The organism is Thioclava sp. F36-7 (assembly GCF_002020075.1).
Classification (GTDB): Bacteria; Pseudomonadota; Alphaproteobacteria; order Rhodobacterales; family Rhodobacteraceae; genus Thioclava; species Thioclava sediminum.
This window is the reverse complement of sequence record NZ_MPZR01000003.1, coordinates 241,863-260,471: the sequence shown is the minus strand read 5'-3', so window position 1 is coordinate 260,471 and position 18,609 is coordinate 241,863. Positions and strand designations below refer to the sequence as shown.

Below are 18,609 nucleotides of genomic sequence, written 5' to 3'. Positions count from 1 at the left end.
CTCTCGCGCTTGTGATGGAGCGGTGAGCGATCCGTGAGCAAAATGAGCAACTTAGCCGATCACGGACGCTTGAGGTCACGCGGTGCGTGAGGGGTGTCATCCGCTCAGGCTCCCGCCTCGCTCCGCGTTGGCGGGAACGGAGCGCCCTCCCCCGGCGCATGACAAACCAACGCCGCGGAAACCCCGCGGCGCGCTGTCAGAGAGGGTTACCGGAAAGGAGCGGTCAGAGCGCCGCGGCCCGGCGCAGCGCCGGGAGCGACGAGATCCGCACACGCCCGCCGGCAATCCGGAACAGACCCTGATCGCGCAGACGGCGGATCGTCTTGTTCGTATGCACGAGCGACAGCCCAAGCGAGTCCGCCACGACCTGTTGGGCGAAGGGGAACGGCGCGCTGTCCTTCTCGATCAGCCCGACCGCCTCGGCACGCTCCCATGCGTGCATCACGAACCACGCGATCCCCTCATTGGCGTTGCGCTGCCCGACCGAGGCCAGCCAGCCCGACAGCCGCGTCAGTTCACGCGTCATCAGCCACACGAGCGTTGTGGTGCGATCGGGACCATCTGGCAGAGGCTGATGCAGATCGGCCGGATCGAAGCTCGACAGCATCATCGGCGTGAGTGCCTCGTAATAGCTCGCCCCCGGACCGTAGAGCACGCTCGTCAGCCCGCACAGATCGCCCGGATAGACCAGCGCTTCGACTTGCCTGCGCCCGTCTTCGAGCAGCGTATAGCGCATGGCGATCCCGCGCTCGACCCGCACGATCAATGGCGTGGACTCGGGCAAAAGCGCCGCTCCCGCGGGAATGGCGCGTTGCGATTGGGACAGCTCCGCCAGATAGGCGAGGTCAGGTTTTCGAGACAGGTTTTCCAAGCTTGCTCGGTTCCGTTTTGTTAATTTCTGCGAAGAAACCAGCATCTGCCGCGAAAGCGCTGAGCGCGCTACGTCATAGGACATTGATGCAGATTTTTTCGGAAGTTCCTCCGCGTCACCCGGCGGAAAAACGCTTTTCGCCTATGTGAAAAGCTTTAGGAATCGCTGAACGAATGCAGCGTTCCTGAGGAATTCCGCCACTCTCCTGCGCGACTATAAATAGTAGCGCGGTGGCCCGGCCCCCAGCTCGACGACTCCTATATCGGCGAGCCTTTCGAGATCGGGCAGTTCGAGAATCCCCTGCGCCCATCTGACGAGCCCTTCGGACCGCAGACGGGCAAGTGTCTTGTTTGTGTGAACGAGCGATAGCCCGAGCGCATCCGCGAGATCCTGCTGCCGGACGGGGAACGGCATCTTGCCGTCGCGCACCAGCCCGGTCTGCGATCCACGCTCATAAAGAGTGACGAAGGCCCATGCGAGCGCCTCGCGCGCCGAGCGCTGCCCGACCGTCACGAGCGCGTCGCTCAGGAAATGCTCCTCGCGCGCAACCTGCCACGTCAGCATCATCGCGCGCTGCGGCATCTTCGAGAAAAGCTCCCACACTTGTTTACGGTCGAAAACGCTGAGCTTTACCGGGGTCAGCGCCTCGGTCGTGTGCGAGGCCATGCCCATCATGATCGCGTCGAGGCCGATCAGATCGCCGGGAAAGAGGAAATTGAGCACTTGGCGCCGACCGTCTTCCAGCATCCGGTAACGCATGGCCTGGCCTTCGATCAACGTGAAGAAGCGTTGCGGCTCGTTGCCTTCCATCACGACGGTCTGCCCTGCGGGCATCCGTAGCTCGCCCGCGCGGGCGGCCTCGGCGATTGCTTCCTCGTGCGCATCGGGCGCCATGAAGGCGGGATTATCGACGAAGGGACAATTTCTAAAGTTGCGTGTCATGCCTTGGCTCACTTTTACGTCATAAGGCAACGCGAAGGACCGTGGCAGGTTCCTTTCAAATTTCGTGGGTGGATTCCCTATTTCCCCTTATTTCCCTCACTATCTGCGCCCCGCATGTTCACGATCGCTTGTGTAACAGGCAGCCCTGTGGGATTCATGCCAGCTAGACGCTTTGCAGCAGTATGTCATAGTTAAATGACCCCGGAGATTACGAGGTGCACTAAGGTCCAAGAGGCCTCTCAGCGCACCGACAATCGGGCTGAAGCCTAAAAGCGTTATACTGACGTCGGATCGATCCCGATCCTATCCCCCCTCCAAATGCAGTAATCTGCAAGGACAGGAAGCTGATGCCCCGGATTTTCCAACACGAACGAAGCGAGATCCGCGTAAGCGGTGCCCGCCTCGCGGCTAGGCGGTCCTCGTGACTCTTTGTTCCCCCCCTCGGATCGACGGCACCGCGCTGGTGCTCGAAGACGCGATGATCGTGGCCTATGATGCGGCCGCGATGCTGAGCGAATTCGGCGCGCGCGATGTGGTCATCTTCGGCACTGTCGAAGAAGCATTGCTCCATATCGCTGGCGGCAATGACATCTCGATGGCGCTGCTCGACATCAATCTTGGCGACGAAACCTCGCTGGAAGCCGCCAAGGCGCTGCGCGAACGTGCGGTGCCGATCCTCTACTCGACCGGATATGATGAACAATCCGTGATGATGGACGGCTTTCCCGAAGGCAAGATGCTGATCAAGCCGTTCACCAATGACGATTTCGCCAATGCCCTGATTTCGATGGGTTTTGCCGAAGCCTGATCTCTGCGCCACTGGCGCTGAGATCGATATGCCATGCGCCCCGTGACAGTTGCTATGCACTCGGCGCATATCTGCCAAACATGGACATCCCGCGCAACCTCGCGTTCCTCGTCACCGGAACACCAGGTCGCGCGGCCATGCGGGGCAGAGAGGAGCCCCGTTCCGCGCCATCGCGACCGAACCATCGCGAAGGAGGCGCTTGCTCATGAACCACACGATCCGCAAAGCCCATGCCGGGCTCGCCGCCAAGGTGATGTCGGCCGAAGAGGCTGCAGAACTGATCGACAATGGCGCGACCATCGGCATGTCGGGCTTCACCGGCTCGGGCTATCCCAAGGCGGTGCCGATGGCGCTGGCTGCGCGGATCGAGGCTGAGCACGCGGCGGGCCGACCGTTCAAGGTCAAGATCTGGTCGGGCGCCTCGACGGGTCCCGAGCTGGACGGCGCCCTGGCGAAGGCCGACGGGATCGAATTCCGCCTGCCCTACAATTCCGACCCGATCGCGCGCGAGCGGATCAATGCGGGTCAGATGAAATATTTCGACATGCACCTGAGCCAGGTCGCGCCGATGGCGTGGATGGGGTTCATGGGCAAGCTCGACACGGCGGTGATCGAGATCTCCGGCATCACCGAGGACGGCAAGCTGATCCCGTCGAGCTCGGTCGGCAATAACAAGACCTGGCTCGATTGTGCCGACAAGATCATCCTCGAAGTGAACCGCTGGCAATCGCCGCTGCTCGAGGGGATGCACGACATCTATTACGGCACCGCCCTGCCCCCGAACCGCGTGCCGATCCCGCTGGTGAAGCCTGACGACCGGATAGGCCAGACCTATTTCGAGGTCGACCCCGAGAAAGTCGTGGCCGTGGTCGAGACCGACGCGCCCGACCGTAACGCACCCTTCAGCCCGCCGGATGCGGTGGCCGAGGCGATTGCCGGTCATATCCTCGACTTTCTGGGCAACGAGGTGAAACAGGGCCGTCTGCCGCGCGGGCTTCTGCCGCTGCAATCGGGCGTGGGCAATGTGCCCAATGCCGTAATGGCCGGGCTGATCGAGGCGCCCTTCGACCAGATGACCGCCTTCACGGAGGTCATTCAGGACGGGATGCTCGACATGATCGAGGCGGGCAAGCTGCGCATGGCCTCGGCCACGGCGTTTTCGCTCTCGCCCGAGAAGGCGCAGTATTTCAACGACAACGCCGCCTATTTCCGTGACAAGCTGATCCTGCGTCCGCAGGAGATCTCGAACCATCCCGAGCTGGTGCGCCGTCTGGGCTGTATCGCGATGAACGGGCTGATCGAGGCGGATATCTATGGCAACGTGAACTCGACCCATGTGATGGGCTCGAAGATCCAGAACGGCATAGGCGGCTCGGGCGATTTCGCGCGCAACGGCTATGTCTCGATCTTCATGACGCCTTCGGTCGCGAAGGGCGGCAAGATTTCCGCGATCGTGCCGATGGCCGCCCATGTCGATCACATCGCGCAGGACGTGCAGGTGATCGTGACCGAGCAGGGTTTGGCAGATCTGCGGGGGCTCTCGCCCAAGCAGCGCGCCGAGACGATCATCGAGACCTGCGCCCATCCCGCCTATCGCCCGATGCTGCGGGACTATTTCGAACGCGCGAAGAAAGGCAGCTTCGCCAATCACGCCCCGAACCTGCTGGGCGAGGCGCTGAGCTGGCACCAGCGGTTCGTGGAAACGGGGACGATGGAGGAGTGAGGCGCTGAGCCCCCCGAGCCTCGGGGTGAGCCGCGTCTTGGAAAGCTTCCAGTGGAAGGCTTCCAGTGGAAGGCTTCAGCGGCGAACGCGTCGCGGCGCCGGGGGCGTCTGTGTTTCGCGGAAAGGGCTGCGCCCGAGCCTCGGGTGGGCGCTTTGCAACGCTAGGTGGCCGGGCGATTTATCTCTCAAGCCCGAATGGCATTCGTGCCCGCGCTGACAGCGCCAATGCGCCCTCCCGGGGGAGAGTCGGGCGCGGCCCGGGGCTGGTCGCGCCGCGCCATTTGGGAAATGGGCTGCGCCACCCCACGGACCGGCGCTCGCCCTGCGCTCCACTCAAACGAAAAAGGGCGCCCAATCGGACGCCCCTTCCTTATCTCAAATCCCGAAAGGCTCAGACCTTGAGCGACGGAATGATCTGCTTTTTCCGGCTCATCACGCCCGGCAGCACCACCGTGTCGCCCTCGACCGTGGCATCGAAGCTCTTCTCGGCCACGCCCTTCACCAGATCGTTCGGCACCAGCAGCGTCGCCTCTTCCTTCAGGATGTCGATCACGAACAGCAGCACCTGATCGACGCCGTCTTCCTTCGCGACCTCTTCCATTGAGGCCATCAGCGAGTCCTTCCGGTCCAACACCATTTTCGGCGCCGTGGTCTCCAGCACCGAGACGCGGAAGCTCGTGCCGTCGACCGGGTATTCCTTGGAATCCATCCGCAGCAGTTCCGCATCGGTGAAGGCGGAGACGTCCGATTTCGCTTCGAACATCTTCTCGGCCAGCTCGTGCATGTCGATGCCCAGATCGGAGGCCAGCGCATCGCAGACGGCGCGGTCGTGATCGGTCGTGGTGGGCGAGCGGAATTCCAGCGTGTCCGACAGGATGCAGCTGAGCATCGCGCCCTTGATGCCGCGCGGCGCTTTCGCCACGTCGTCACCCATCAGATCGTAGAGGATGGTCGCGGTGCAGGCGAGCGGGCGCATCGTGATGTCGATCGGGCCCTTGGTCTCGATCCCGCCGGTCAGCTTGTGGTGATCGATGATCTGGATGACGTTGGCCGCGTTGATGCCGCTCGGCAGCTCGGCGGGGTTGTTGGTGTCGACGACGACCACGTCCTCGCCTTCTTCCACGTCAGAGATGATCTCGGGCTTGTCGAGACCCCAATGCTCGATGACGAAAGCGGCCTCGGTATTGGGCTCACCCAGCAGGCAGGGCTTGGCCGGAGTGCCTTTGACATCATTGAGATACCACGCCCAGGCGATGGGCGAGCCGGTGGAGTCGGTGTCGGGAGCCTTATGGCCAAAAACCTTGATCGTCATGGGGAGATCCTCTCGGATAATCATCTGTCGGCGCAGGTTATAGGCGCTGTGTATGGGCTTGTCACCTAGGGGTCTGGCGATGCGGAAAGGGGCGCGCCGGAACCTTGGGCGGGCGCCCCGCAAAGGCCGTGTTTCAGCTGATCAGCTATCCAGCCGCTTGATCGTCCAGCCGTCCTTTTCGAGCAGCCGCAACAGCCCCTCTTCGCCGGACAGATGCAACGCACCCACCGCCACGACGACCGGGCCATCCTCTGCCGCCGCTTCGATCTCGGGCAGCCAGTTTTGGTTGCGCGCCACCATCAGAAGATCCTCGGAGAGCTTCATCTGACGCTCGACCTCGTCGGCATCCATGCCCGCCGCGACCGCCTGATAGCGCGCCAGTTCCCAGATCAGACGCGGCTCGCCCCGGAAATAGAGATCGCCCATCGTCACGCCCATATCGTCGGCGAGGGGGGCACCGATCACCGCCGCGCGCAGCATCTCCAGCGCTTCGGTCTCGGTGATCCCGTTGAAGAGCTTGAAGACGGTATCCCACGGCTCGAGCGCCTCGACCGGCACGCCACTGGCCTCGGCCTTCGTCATCACCTGCAGGTCCAGACCTCCCTGCCCCTTCGCAAGCTCGGCCGTCGCACAAGGCGGAAGCGAGAGCGTCATCGCAACGAAAGCGGGCCGCATCTTGGCCGCGAGGAAGGCGGGCATCCCGTGGGCCGCCAGCGCCGCCTTGGTCATGTTCCAGTCCTGCTCGGACATCATCTGCGGCAGCGTCTTGCCGGTAGAGAACATCAGCGTCGGGTCGGTCTTGATCGCATGTTCCAGCTTCCCCTGCTCGTCCGGACCTGCCTCCACCAGAAGCCGCGACGCATCGTCGAGCGCCTTCGAGAGCGCGCCGACCAGCTTGTCATGGCGCGGATCGGGAAGGTGGTAAGTGCCAGCCAGCGTGATCTCTTCCTCGCCTTTGGTTGCAGAGAACAGCAATCCGCGAGAGAAGGGCGCGGAATCGGCCTCGGCGGTCAGCGCCTCCTGCTCGGCTGCGGGCAGCGCGTCGAAAATATTCGTGCCGCGACACTCGGCCCAAGCGGGCAGTGCAAGGCAGAAAGAGAGCGCGGGGGCCAGCAGCGGCCGAAGGAGCTTGGCGAGTTTCATGACGGCGAGAGTGCCACGCGATCTGCATTCCGCATAGAGGCGAAATCGCCGCGCCCCGGTCGCTCGAATTGACGCAAAAAAATTCGCCTTCCGGTTATTGACACCCACCCGTCCCAATGACTAACTCCGCCATCGTTAGCACTCACCAGTGACGAGTGCTAAAAGTTTTCGAACCTGGAACCTTTAGGGAGTGACCCAGATGGCATTCAAACCGCTTCATGACCGTGTGCTGGTCAAGCGCGTGGAGAGCGAAGAAAAAACCAAGGGTGGCCTGATCATCCCCGACAGCGCGAAAGAAAAGCCCGCAGAGGGTGAAGTTGTCGCAGTGGGTGACGGCGCGCGCAAGGAATCGGGCGAGCTGATCGCACCGGGCGTCAAAGCTGGCGACCGCGTTCTCTTCGGCAAGTGGTCGGGCACGGAAGTGACCCTCGACGGCGAAGAGCTGCTCATCATGAAAGAAAGCGACATCATGGGCATCATCTCGTAAGGCGCCCTGCCCTTACCGAGACCCCCTGATTTCCCAAGAACAACTCAGTCAAGGAGCCAACAAACATGGCAGCCAAGGACGTGAAATTCTCCACCGACGCCCGCGATCGTATGCTCGACGGCGTCAACATCCTCGCCGACGCGGTGAAGGTCACGCTGGGCCCGAAAGGCCGCAACGTCGTGATCGAAAAGTCGTTCGGCTCGCCGCGCATCACCAAAGACGGTGTGTCGGTCGCCAAAGAGATCGAACTTTCCGACAAGTTCGAGAACATGGGCGCGCAAATGGTGAAAGAAGTCGCCTCGCGCACCAATGACGAGGCTGGCGACGGCACCACCACCGCCACCGTGCTCGCTCAGGCGATCGTCAAGGACGGCCTGAAAGCCGTGGCCGCGGGCATGAACCCGATGGACCTCAAGCGCGGCATCGACCTCGCGACCTCGAAAGTCGTCGACGCGATCAAGAGCGCTGCTCGCCCGGTCAAGGACTCGGACGAAGTCGCTCAGGTCGGCACCATCTCGGCGAACGGCGAAGAAGCCATCGGCAAGATGATCGCCAACGCAATGCAGAAAGTCGGCAATGACGGCGTCATCACCGTGGAAGAAGCCCGCGGCATGGAGACCGAAGTCGAAGTCGTCGAAGGCATGCAGTTCGACCGTGGCTACCTGTCGCCCTACTTCGTGACCAACCCCGACAAGATGGTCGCGGAACTCGAAGACTGCTACATCCTGCTCCACGAGAAGAAGCTCTCGTCGCTGCAGCCGATGGTCCCGCTCCTCGAGCAGGTCATCCAGTCGCAGAAACCGCTCCTCATCATCGGTGAAGACGTCGAAGGCGAAGCGCTCGCGACCCTCGTGGTCAACAAGCTGCGCGGCGGCCTGAAGATCGCAGCCGTGAAAGCACCGGGCTTCGGCGACCGCCGCAAGGCCATGCTGCAGGACATCGCTGTCCTCACCGGCGGCCAGGTGATCTCGGAAGACCTCGGCATGAAGCTCGAGAACGTCGGCATGGACATGCTGGGCACCGCCAAGAAGGTGACCATCACCAAGGACGACACCACCATCGTCGAAGGCGCTGGTGACAAGGCCGAGATCGAAGCGCGCGTCAGCCAGATCCGCACCCAGATCGAGGAAACCACCTCGGACTACGACCGCGAGAAGCTGCAAGAGCGTGTCGCGAAACTGGCCGGTGGCGTTGCTGTCATCCGCGTCGGCGGCATGACCGAAGTCGAAGTGAAAGAGCGCAAGGACCGTGTGGACGACGCTCTGAACGCGACCCGTGCGGCCGTTCAGGAAGGCATCGTTGTCGGCGGTGGCGTCAGCCTCGTTCAGGGCGCGAAAGTGCTCGCCGGTCTCACCGGTGCGAACTCCGACCAAGAAGCCGGTATCGCGATCGTCAAGCGCGCTCTCGAAGCGCCGCTGCGTCAGATCGCCGAGAACGCCGGTGTGGACGGTGCTGTCGTGGCCGGCAAGGTTCGCGAGAGCGACGACCTGAACTTCGGCTTCAACGCGCAGACCGAAGAATATGGCAACATGTTCGAGTTCGGCGTGATCGACCCGGCGAAAGTGACCCGTACCGCGCTCGAAGACGCGGCTTCGGTTGCTGGCCTGCTGATCACCACCGAAGCGATGATCGCCGAGAAGCCGGAGCCGAAAGGCGCTGGCGGTGCCCCCGACATGGGCGGCATGGGCGGCATGGGCGGCATGATGTAATCAGCCGTTCCCGCTTCAGGGATCTATTGGGAAGGGGCGCTCCGAAAGGGGCGCCCCTTTTCACATGCGAAAATCGCAGGTTTTCATGCGCGCATTGAGCTATGTCACGGGGCCGCAAACGAATGGCGCTATACTTCCCCCAACGTCAATTTCGCTGGAGGGCCCCGGTCATGTTGCGCAATTTCCTTGTCAAATCCCTCGCCTGCCTCGCTGTCGCGCTGGCCGCCTCGGTCGCGGCGGCTGAGGAAACTCAAGACTGGCGCTTCGGCGGTGACGCCTATCTCGCGGGCCGCACCGTGAGTGCCACGGGCGAGAACATTCACGACCTCTTCGCCGCCGGTCAGCACGTAACCTTGGGCATACCAATCACCGGCGCGGCGCATCTCGCGGGCCAGAACATCGTGATCGGCGCGCGGGTGGGCGGTGATCTCTACGCGGCGGGACAGGATATCGACCTCGACGCCCCGGTGGCGGGCGCGGCCACGCTCGCGGGTCAGGCGCTCACCATCAAGGGCCCGATCTCGGGCAACCTGCGCGCGATGGGCCAGCAGGTCCGGCTAGAGGCGCCGGTCGCGGGCAGCGTGATCATCGGGGCTGATGACGCGCAGATCAACGGCGAAATTTCGGGCGATCTGGTGCTGGGAACAAAGACCGTCACCTGGGGCGATGGCGCGACGGTCACAGGCAAGGTCCAAGTCTACACCGACACGCCCGGCGAGGTGAGCGTGCCCGCCAGCGTCGCCCCGGCCGATCGGGTCAGCATCCATGAGGCGAAGGAGTTCGAGCAGGCGAAGTCGCGCGCAGCCCCGGAGCGCAATTACCTCATCGAGACCCGCGACTGGCTGGGCGGCGTGCTCGTGGTCGGGATCGTGGCGACGCTTCTTGCCGTCTTCGCGCCGGGCTTCATGGACCGGATGCGCCAACGCAGCCTCGCCCATCCGTTGCGCGCAGGGCTTGCGGGTTTCATCGGGCTCTCGGCGCTGGTCGGGTCCATCTTGCTGCTCGCGATGACGGTGATCGGCATCGTGCTTATTCCGTTCTCGCTGCTCGGGGTGCTGGTGCTGGGCTTCGGCGGCTATATCGTGGGCATCTGGGTCATCGGCGCCTGGGCGCATGATCTGATCGGGCGCGGCCATCCCGTCACCAATGGAGAATGCGCACTGGCGGCCTTCGGCGGGGCGGTGATCGGGGCGCTCATCTGCATGATCCCCTGGGTCGGTTGGCTCGGCATGATGGCGATCTTCCTGTTCGGCGCAGGCGCGATCGTGCTGCGCGTGACCGGGATCGGTGCGCAAGGCACCGCAGCCTGACCGTCCCGACCCACCTCTGGCCATCCCTGCTTTCGCGCGCTATCGCTGCGCGAAGGACAGGGAGAGGAACCATGACCGAGCTGGTGATTTTCGACTGCGACGGGGTGCTGATCGATTCCGAGATCATCTCGGCGCAGATGCTGATCGACGAGCTGGCCAAGCTGCGGGTGTCGATCGACCTCGACTATGTCGCGCGGCATTTCCTCGGACGGTCCTACCCCACCGTGATGAAGCAGATCCGCTACGAATTCGGGCTCGATCTGCCGGAGGAATTCGAGGCGCAATATCGCGCACGGCTTGTGGACGCGTTCGAGCGCGAGTTGCAGGTGATGCCGGGCGTGGCCGATGTGATGGAGAGGCTGGACGTGCCGTGGTGCGTGGCCACCTCGTCGAGCCAGCCGCGCGCGGAACGCTCGCTGGAAATCGCAGGGCTGCGCAAGCTGGTGGGCGACCGGCTGTTCACGGCAAGCGAAGTCGCGCATGGCAAGCCCGCCCCCGATCTGTTCCTCCATGCGGCAAAGAAGATGGGCGCGGCCCCTGCCCGCACGCTGGTGATCGAGGACAGTCTCAACGGCATCCGCGCCGGGCTTGCGGCCGGAATGGAAGTCTGGCGCTTCACTGGCGGCAGCCATCTGGCCGGGCGCGATCTGACCCCGCCCGAGGACGCGCAGCCGCATCGCGAATTTGCGCATTTCACCGAGTTCTTCCAGAATGACACGACTAGGGAGAAAGATTCGTGAACCGTATGAGTGACGCCGAAACCTCGCGCGATGACGAGGCGGCACGGGCCGGATGGCTCTATTATGTCGGCGGAATGACGCAGGACCAGATCGCCGCCGAACTGGGCGTCTCGCGCCAGCGCGCGCAGCGGCTGGTGAGCCGCGCGGTCTCCGAGGGGCTGGTGCGGGTGCGCATCGAGCACAAGATCGGGGCCTGTCTGGAACTGGAAGCCGCGCTGATCCGGCGCTTCGGCCTGCAGACGGCGCGCGTCGCGCCCTCGCTGGGCGAACGGGGCGATCCGTCCGCGGCCACTGCAGCCTTCGCCGCCACGCTTCTCGAACGGATTCTCGCCCGCTCGGAGCCGCAGGTGATCGCCTTCGGCACCGGGCGCTCGCTTTCGGCCATGGTGAACGAGGTGATGCAGCGTCCTGCGACCGCGCATAAGATCGTCTCGCTGATCGGCAACATCGCGCCGGATGGCTCGGCCTCGTTCTACGACGTCATCATGCGCATGGCCGACAAGCTGCGCCTGCCGCATTACCCGATGCTGGTGCCGGTAATCTCGGAGACGGTGGAAGAGCGCGCGATGTTCGACAAGCTCAAGCCGGTGCAGGCTGTGCAGCGGCTTGCGGCGGCGGCGGATGCGACCTTCGTGGGCGTCGGTCAGTTGGGCGAGGACGCGCCAGTCTACAAGGACGGCTTCGTCACCCTCGCGGAGCTGGAGGAGTTGCGCGCCGCGGGTGGCGTGGGCGAGCTCGTGGGCTCGTTCTACGATGCGCAGGGCAATTACATCGCCACCCCCACCACGGCGCGGTTCGGCTCGTTCCGGATCGAGCCCAAGCGCGAGGCCCCGGTGATCGGCATCGCAGCCGGCCCATCGAAACTGGTCGCGATTCGTGCAGCCCTCGCAGGCGGGCTTCTCAACGGGCTCGTGACCGATGAGCCGACGGCCCAGGCCCTGTTGGAAGACTGACGCCGAAACAAGGCGTTACTGTCAGCGTTAACAATTAATCAAGACATCGCAGTAATTCTGGATTGACAGTTTAGGTCGCGTTTGTGAATATTTTCTCACAGTTTGGGCATATGCTCAAAACTCAAGGGAGGAAATCTATGACTTACACGATCCGGGCGCTCATGGGCGCCTGTGCTCTTGGCGCGCTTGCGACTGCCGCAGCGGCCGAGACCACCATCACCGTCGCAACCGTGAACAATGGCGACATGGTCCGCATGCAGGGCCTGATGGACGACTTCTACGCCGAGCATCCCGACATCAAAGTCGAATGGGTCACGCTGGAAGAAAACGTTCTGCGCCAGAAGGTTACGACCGACATCGCGACCAAGGGCGGTCAGTTCGACGTGCTCACCATCGGCACCTATGAGGTTCCGATCTGGGGCAAGCAAGGCTGGCTCGTGCCGCTCGACGGCATGCCCGACAGCTATGACGTGAACGACCTGCTGCCCGCGATCCGCTCGGGCCTGACGGTCGACGGTAAGCTCTATGCCGCGCCCTTCTACGGCGAAAGCTCCTTCGTGATGTATCGCAAGGACCTGATGGAAAAGGCCGGGATGGAAATGCCCGAGAAGCCGACTTGGTCCGACATCGAGAAAGCCGCCGCGGCGATGACCGACAAGGACAACGAAGTCTACGGCATCTGTCTGCGCGGCAAGGCCGGCTGGGGCGAGAACGCAGCCTTCCTGAGCGCGATGGACAACTCGATGGGCGGCCGCTGGTTCGACGAGAACTGGACCCCGCAATTCGACACCGCGCCGTGGAAAGAGACCCTGACGCGTTATCTCGACATGATGAACAAATACGGGCCTCCGGGCGCCTCGTCCAACGGGTTCAACGAGAACCTCGCGCTGTTCCAGCAGGGCAAGTGCGGCATGTGGATCGACGCGACCGTGGCGGCTTCCTTCGTGACCAACCCGCAGGACTCGACCGTGGCCGACAAGGTGGGCTTCGCGCTCGCGCCGAACAAGGAAGGCGTCGACAAGCGCGCGAACTGGCTCTGGGCCTGGTCGCTGGCGATCCCGGCGGGCACCCAGAAGGAAGAGGCTGCCAAGACCTTCATCGAATGGGCGACCTCCAAGCACTACACCGAGCTGGTTGCCGAGAAAGAGGGCTGGGCGAACGTGCCCCCGGGCACCCGCACCTCGCTCTACGAGAACCCGAAATATCTCGAAGCGGCGCCCTTCGCGAAGCTGACGCTCGACTCGATCAACGCAGCTGACCCGAAGAACCCCTCGGTCCAGCCGGTCCCCTATACGGGCGTGCAGTTCGTCGCGATCCCCGAGTTCCAGGCGATCGGCACCGCTGTCGGTCAGCAGTTCTCGGCGGCTCTCGCAGGGCAAGTCTCGGCCGATCAGGCGCTGCAAAGCGCACAAAGCCTGACCGAGCGTGAGATGAAGAAGGCCGGTTACATCAAGTAATCTGGCCCCTCCCTGGCCGGGGCGGTCATTTTGGGTCTGACCGCCCCGCGCCTTTTTACTGCAACTCCCGATAACCGGAGCCGGACCGATGTCCACGCAAGCCTCGCGCGCTGCCGCGCGTCTCATGATTTCGCCATCCGTCATCTTGCTGTTCTTGTGGATGGCCGTGCCGCTGGGCATGACGATCTGGTTCTCGTTCCAGCGCTACAACCTGCTGATGCCCGGTCAGGGCGGTTTCGTGGGTTGGGACAATTACTATTACTTCCTCACCGATCCCGCCTTCTTCACCGCGCTCAAGAACACGCTGGTGCTGGTGGGCGGCGTGCTGGCGATCACCGTCTTCGGTGGCATCCTGCTCGCGCTGCTGCTCGATCAGCCGATCTTCGGTCAAGGCATCGTGCGGGTTCTCGTGATCGCGCCGTTCTTCGTGATGCCCACCGTCTCCGCGCTGGTCTGGAAGAACATGCTCTACAACCCGGTGAACGGCATCTTCGCCTATCTCGCCAAGGCGATAGGGCTGCACCCATACGACTTTCTCGCCCATGCGCCGATGCTTTCGATCACGATTATCGTGGCATGGCAGTGGCTGCCCTTCGCGACGCTGATCCTGCTGACCGCGCTGCAATCGCTCGATAGCGAGCAGCTGGAGGCCGCCGAGATGGATGGCGCCGGTGCGCTGTCGCGGTTCTTCTACATCATGCTGCCGCACCTCGCGCGCGCCGCGACCGTCGTGATCCTCATTCAAACGATCTTCCTGCTGTCCACCTTCGCGGAAATCCTCGTGACCACGAATGGCGGCCCGGGCAACGCGTCCACCACCCTCACCTACCTCGTCTATGTCCAGTCGCTGCTGCAATTCGACGTGGGCGGAGGCGCCGCTGGCGGTGTGATCGCCGTGATCCTCGCAAATATCGTCGCGATCTTCCTGATGCGGATGATCGGCAAGAACCTGGAGGCGTAATCCAATGGCGCGCAAAATCTCCAACCGCCGCCGCGTGATCATGACCGTGATCGCATGGGCGCTGGCCTTCGTGATCTTCTTCCCGATCCTCTGGACGATCATCCTGTCGTTCAAGACCGAGGGCAACGCGATCAAGGCCCCGTGGGACGTGCTGACCTCGGCCTGGACCTTCGACAGCTACAATGTCGTGCAGGAACGCTCGAACTACTTCCGCCACTTTATGAACTCGGTGGTGATCTCGTTCGGCTCCACCCTGCTGGCGCTGGTCATCGCGATCCCCTCGGCTTGGGCCATGGCCTTCGTCCCGGGCAAGCGCACCAAGGACGTGCTGATGTGGATGCTGTCCACGAAGATGATGCCCGCGGTGGGCGTGCTCGTCCCGATCTACCTGATGTTCCGCGACTGGGGCCTTCTGGATACGCGGACCGGTCTGGTCATCGTGCTGTGCCTGATGAACCTGCCGATCGTGATCTGGATGCTCTTCACCTACTTCAAGGAAATCCCGAAGGACATCCTCGAAGCCGCGCGCATGGACGGGGCGACGCTGGGGGGCGAGATTCTCTACGTGCTCACCCCGATGGCCGTGCCCGGTATCGCCTCGACGCTTCTGCTGAACGTGATCCTCGCTTGGAACGAAGCGTTCTGGACCCTGAACCTGACGGCGGCGAAAGCCGCCCCCCTCACCGCTTTCATTGCCGCCTATTCCAGCCCCGAAGGGCTGTTCTACGCGAAACTCTCTGCCGCCTCGACGCTGGCTATCGCACCGATCCTGATCCTCGGCTGGTTCAGCCAGAAACAGTTGGTACGTGGCCTGACCTTCGGCGCCGTGAAATAAGGAGCTAAACCCATGGGACAAATAACCCTCAAGGGCGTCCGCAAGGCCTTCGGCGATGTCGAGGTCATCCCGCCGCTCGATCTGGAAATCAACGATGGCGAGTTCGTCGTCTTCGTCGGCCCCTCGGGCTGCGGCAAATCCACCCTTCTGCGCCTGATCGCGGGTCTGGAAGATGTCTCCGGCGGCGAGATCGAGATCAACGGTCAACCGTCGGCCGAACTGCCCCCCGCCAAACGCGGTCTGGCGATGGTGTTCCAAAGCTACGCGCTCTATCCGCATATGTCGGTGCGCAAGAACATCGCCTTCCCGCTGAAGATGGCGAAGCTCGATCAGGCGGCGGCGAAGGAGAAGGTCGACAATGCCGCGCGCATTCTCAACCTCACCGACTATCTCGACCGCCGTCCCGGCCAGCTTTCGGGCGGTCAGCGTCAGCGTGTCGCGATCGGCCGCGCCATCGTGCGTGAACCGGCGGCGTTCCTGTTCGACGAACCGCTGTCGAACCTCGATGCGGCGCTGCGCGTGAACATGCGTCTTGAGATTTCCGAGCTGCACCAGAAGCTCAAGACCACGATGGTCTATGTGACGCACGATCAGGTCGAGGCAATGACCATGGCCGACAAGATCGTCGTGCTGCAGGCTGGCCGCATCGAACAGGTCGGCTCGCCGCTGGAACTCTATCGCACGCCGCGCAACAAGTTCGTCGCGGGCTTCATCGGCTCGCCCAAGATGAACTTCATCGAAGGCGACGAGGCCGCGAAATATGGCGCCGACAGCATCGGCATCCGCCCCGAACATATCGAGGTCTCGACCACGGAAGGCGCGTGGAAAGGCACTGTCGGCGTCTCCGAGCATCTGGGATCGGACACCTTCCTGCATGTCGACACCGAGTATGGCCTGATCAACGTGCGCGGCGGCGGCGAGATCGGCCTGCACGCGGGCGACACGGTCTATCTGACGCCCGATCTGAGCCAGCTTCACAAATTCGACGCGCAAGGGCAGGCAATCTGATGCGACTGAAAGGCAAACGCGCCCTGATCACCGGCGCCGCGCGCGGGATCGGCCGCGCCTTCGCGGAGAAATACATCGCGGAAGGGGCCGAGGTCGTGATCGGCGATATCGACATCGCGCGGGCCGAAGACACCGCAGCCGAGATCGGCGCTGTCGCGCTGAAGCTCGACGTGACGGACCCGGCCAGCATCGACGCCGCGATGGAGAAGATGCGCGCCTCGGGCGGGATCGACATCCTGATCAACAACGCAGCGATCTTCACGGCGGCCCCCCTCGTGGAGATCACCCACGAGGATTACGCCCGTGTCTTCAAGATCAATGTCGAAGGCACGCTGTTCATGATGCAGGCGGCGGCGAAAGAGATGATCGCGCAAGCCCGTGGCGGCAAGATCATCAACATGGCGTCTCAGGCCGGGCGGCGTGGCGAGGCTCTGGTGGCGGTCTATTGCGCCTCCAAGGCCGCCGTCATCAGCCTCACCCAATCGGCGGGTCTGAACCTGATCGAACACGGCATCAACGTGAACGCGATCGCACCCGGAGTGGTGGATGGCGAGCATTGGGACGGTGTCGACGCGTTTTTCGCGAAATACGAGAACAAACCCTTGGGCCAGAAGAAGAAAGAGGTGGGCGAGTCCGTCCCCTTCGGCCGCATGGGCACCTCTGCCGATCTGACCGGCATGGCCGTTTTCCTCGCCTCGGACGAGGCCGAATACATCGTCGCCCAGACCTACAATGTCGACGGCGGAAACTGGATGAGCTGATATGACACTTTCCAACGACACCCTCTCCGAGCTTCCCGCAGACGTGGCGCGCCCCGGTTACGACCGGGCAGCGCTCACCCCCGGCATCGTTCATATCGGCTGCGGCAATTTCCACCGGGCGCATCAGGCGGTCTATCTCGACGATCTGTTCCAGCTTGGCGAAGGTCATGACTGGGCGCTCATGGGCGCAGGCGTGCGACCGGGCGATGCCAAGATGCGCGACGCGGTCTTGGCGCAGGACGGTTTGTATAGTGTGATCGAGCTGGACCCGGCGGCGAAATCGGCCCGCGTGATCGGTTCGATGGTCGGCTTCGCCGAGGTCGCCTCGGGCAATGCGCCGCTGATCGCCGCGATGTCGCAACCCACGATCCGGATCGTCTCGCTCACCGTGACCGAGGGCGGCTATTACATCGACCCGAAGACCGGGACGTTCAGCCCGACGCACCCGGACATTCAGGCCGATGCGGCCAACCCGGACGCCCCCGAGACCGCCTTCGGTGCGATCATCGCGGCGCTGAAAGCGCGCCGTGCCTCGGGCGTGCCGCCCTTCACGGTGATGTGCTGCGACAACGTCCCTCATAACGGTCATGTCACGCGCGACGCGGTCTGCGGGCTGGCGGAACTGTCCGATCCGGAGCTGAGCGCCTGGATCAAGGCCAATGTCGCCTTCCCGAACTCGATGGTGGACCGGATCACCCCCGCCACCGGCCCGCGCGAACGCGCATTGGCCCAAAGCTTCGGGATCGAAGACGCCGCCCCCGTCACCTGCGAGCCCTTCCGCCAATGGGTCATGGAGGACAATTTCCCTGCAGGCCGTCCGGCGCTGGAGAAGGTCGGCGTGACCTTCACCGATGCGGTCGACCGGTTCGAGACGATGAAAATCCGCATTCTCAATGGCGGGCATGCGATCATCGCCTATGCCGCCGGTCTGCGCGACATCGAATACGCGCATGAGGCGATGGCCGACGATCAGATCCGCGCCTATCTCGACAAGATCGAGACGACCGAGATTCTGCCCATCGTGCCGCCGGTGCCCGACACCGACCTGAACGATTACAAGCAGCTGATCCTCGATCGCTTCTCGAACCCGGAAGTGGCCGACACGATCCGCCGCCTCTGCCTCGATGGTTCGAACCGGCAGCCGAAGTTCATCATCACCTCGATCAACGACTGTGTCGCGCAGGGTCGCGATTGCTCCGGGCTGATCCTCGAGAGCGCGCTGTGGTGCCGCTATTGCTACGGCACCAGCGAGACCGGGTCGGAGATCGCGCCGAACGATCCGAACTGGGATCACCTCGTCGCGCAGTCGAAGCTCGCGAAGGAGCGTCCCGCCGCGTGGCTGGAAATGTCCGAGATCTACGGCGATCTGGCCGAGAATGCCGAGGTGGTGGCGAAATTCACAGCACTTCTGAACGATGTCTGGGCGCGCGGCTCGCACTCGGTGATCGCGGATTATCTGGCGGGTTGAGCGCCCGCCCCCCTTCCTTCCCAGCTCTCCCCTTGCAAAACTCTCGCAAGGATTCGAAATTAAACGGGTGTTCAATTCATCCGGTTGAGGTCGAGCCTTTGCCGAAAGTGAGCTCGGGGAG

At 63.2% G+C, this 18,609-nt stretch carries 17 protein-coding genes; 13 read left to right on the top strand and 4 right to left on the bottom strand.

Going from position 1 to position 18,609, the window contains the following annotated elements; translation table 11 throughout:
- Positions 1-223: 223 nt before the first annotated feature.
- Positions 224-871 carry a Crp/Fnr family transcriptional regulator gene (locus BMI89_RS07045; protein WP_158522062.1) on the bottom strand — a complete coding sequence of 216 codons (648 nt, stop codon included), beginning with the start codon at positions 869-871 and terminating at the stop codon, positions 224-226.
- Between the two features lie 213 nt (positions 872-1,084).
- Positions 1,085-1,813 carry a Crp/Fnr family transcriptional regulator gene (locus BMI89_RS07040; RefSeq protein ID WP_078570353.1) on the bottom strand — a complete coding sequence of 243 codons (729 nt, stop codon included), beginning with the start codon at positions 1,811-1,813 and terminating at the stop codon, positions 1,085-1,087.
- Positions 1,814-2,234: 421 nt separating this feature from the next.
- Here BMI89_RS07040 and BMI89_RS07035 point away from each other — a divergent pair, with 421 nt between their 5' ends.
- Positions 2,235-2,621 carry a response regulator gene (locus BMI89_RS07035; protein WP_083075284.1) on the top strand — a complete coding sequence of 129 codons (387 nt, stop codon included), beginning with the start codon at positions 2,235-2,237 and terminating at the stop codon, positions 2,619-2,621.
- Between the two features lie 205 nt (positions 2,622-2,826).
- Positions 2,827-4,344 carry an acetyl-CoA hydrolase/transferase family protein gene (locus tag BMI89_RS07030; protein ID WP_078570352.1) on the top strand — a complete coding sequence of 506 codons (1,518 nt, stop codon included), beginning with the start codon at positions 2,827-2,829 and terminating at the stop codon, positions 4,342-4,344.
- Positions 4,345-4,735: 391 nt separating this feature from the next.
- On the opposite strand, the gene BMI89_RS07025 is transcribed toward BMI89_RS07030, so the two are convergent.
- Both BMI89_RS07025 and BMI89_RS07020 read right to left on the bottom strand, forming a co-directional pair.
- The gene (locus tag BMI89_RS07025) at positions 4,736-5,656 is read right to left on the bottom strand and encodes a manganese-dependent inorganic pyrophosphatase (RefSeq protein ID WP_078570351.1); all 921 of its coding nucleotides are present in this window, start codon (positions 5,654-5,656) and stop codon (positions 4,736-4,738) included.
- 141 nt (positions 5,657-5,797) lie between these two features.
- Positions 5,798-6,799, bottom strand: a complete 1,002-nt coding sequence (locus BMI89_RS07020) for a TraB/GumN family protein (protein WP_078570350.1) — start codon at positions 6,797-6,799, stop codon at positions 5,798-5,800.
- Between the two features lie 199 nt (positions 6,800-6,998).
- Here BMI89_RS07020 and groES point away from each other — a divergent pair, with 199 nt between their 5' ends.
- The 11 genes from groES to BMI89_RS06965 all read left to right on the top strand — a co-directional run bounded on the left by groES (position 6,999) and on the right by BMI89_RS06965 (position 18,488).
- Complete coding sequence (groES, locus tag BMI89_RS07015; protein WP_075774612.1) at positions 6,999-7,286, top strand: co-chaperone GroES; 288 nt, start codon at positions 6,999-7,001, stop codon at positions 7,284-7,286.
- Between the two features lie 65 nt (positions 7,287-7,351).
- Complete coding sequence (groL, locus tag BMI89_RS07010) at positions 7,352-8,995, top strand: chaperonin GroEL (protein WP_078519292.1); 1,644 nt, start codon at positions 7,352-7,354, stop codon at positions 8,993-8,995.
- A gap of 170 nt (positions 8,996-9,165) precedes the next feature.
- The gene (locus BMI89_RS07005) at positions 9,166-10,305 is read left to right on the top strand and encodes a hypothetical protein (RefSeq protein WP_078570349.1); all 1,140 of its coding nucleotides are present in this window, start codon (positions 9,166-9,168) and stop codon (positions 10,303-10,305) included.
- 71 nt (positions 10,306-10,376) lie between these two features.
- On the top strand, positions 10,377-11,045 hold the full coding sequence (locus tag BMI89_RS07000) for an HAD family hydrolase (RefSeq protein WP_078570348.1): 669 nt from the start codon (positions 10,377-10,379) through the stop codon (positions 11,043-11,045).
- Between the two features lie 5 nt (positions 11,046-11,050).
- Positions 11,051-11,998 carry a sugar-binding transcriptional regulator gene (locus tag BMI89_RS06995; protein WP_078570347.1) on the top strand — a complete coding sequence of 316 codons (948 nt, stop codon included), beginning with the start codon at positions 11,051-11,053 and terminating at the stop codon, positions 11,996-11,998.
- A gap of 137 nt (positions 11,999-12,135) precedes the next feature.
- The gene (locus tag BMI89_RS06990) at positions 12,136-13,455 is read left to right on the top strand and encodes a sugar ABC transporter substrate-binding protein (protein ID WP_078570346.1); all 1,320 of its coding nucleotides are present in this window, start codon (positions 12,136-12,138) and stop codon (positions 13,453-13,455) included.
- 88 nt (positions 13,456-13,543) lie between these two features.
- A complete protein-coding gene (locus BMI89_RS06985) occupies positions 13,544-14,416 on the top strand; it encodes a sugar ABC transporter permease (RefSeq protein WP_078570345.1) in 873 nt (290 codons plus the stop codon).
- A 4-nt stretch (positions 14,417-14,420) separates the two neighbouring features.
- The gene (locus BMI89_RS06980) at positions 14,421-15,251 is read left to right on the top strand and encodes a carbohydrate ABC transporter permease (protein WP_078546811.1); all 831 of its coding nucleotides are present in this window, start codon (positions 14,421-14,423) and stop codon (positions 15,249-15,251) included.
- Between the two features lie 12 nt (positions 15,252-15,263).
- Entirely contained in the window at positions 15,264-16,259 is a 996-nt protein-coding gene (locus BMI89_RS06975) for an ABC transporter ATP-binding protein (protein WP_078570344.1), read from the top strand.
- A complete protein-coding gene (locus tag BMI89_RS06970; RefSeq protein WP_078570505.1) occupies positions 16,256-17,020 on the top strand; it encodes an L-iditol 2-dehydrogenase in 765 nt (254 codons plus the stop codon). Before BMI89_RS06975 ends, BMI89_RS06970 begins: the two co-directional genes overlap by 4 nt.
- A 1-nt stretch (position 17,021) precedes the next feature.
- Positions 17,022-18,488, top strand: coding sequence for a mannitol dehydrogenase family protein (locus BMI89_RS06965; protein WP_078570343.1), 1,467 nt, complete (start codon positions 17,022-17,024; stop codon positions 18,486-18,488).
- Positions 18,489-18,609 lie beyond the last annotated feature (121 nt).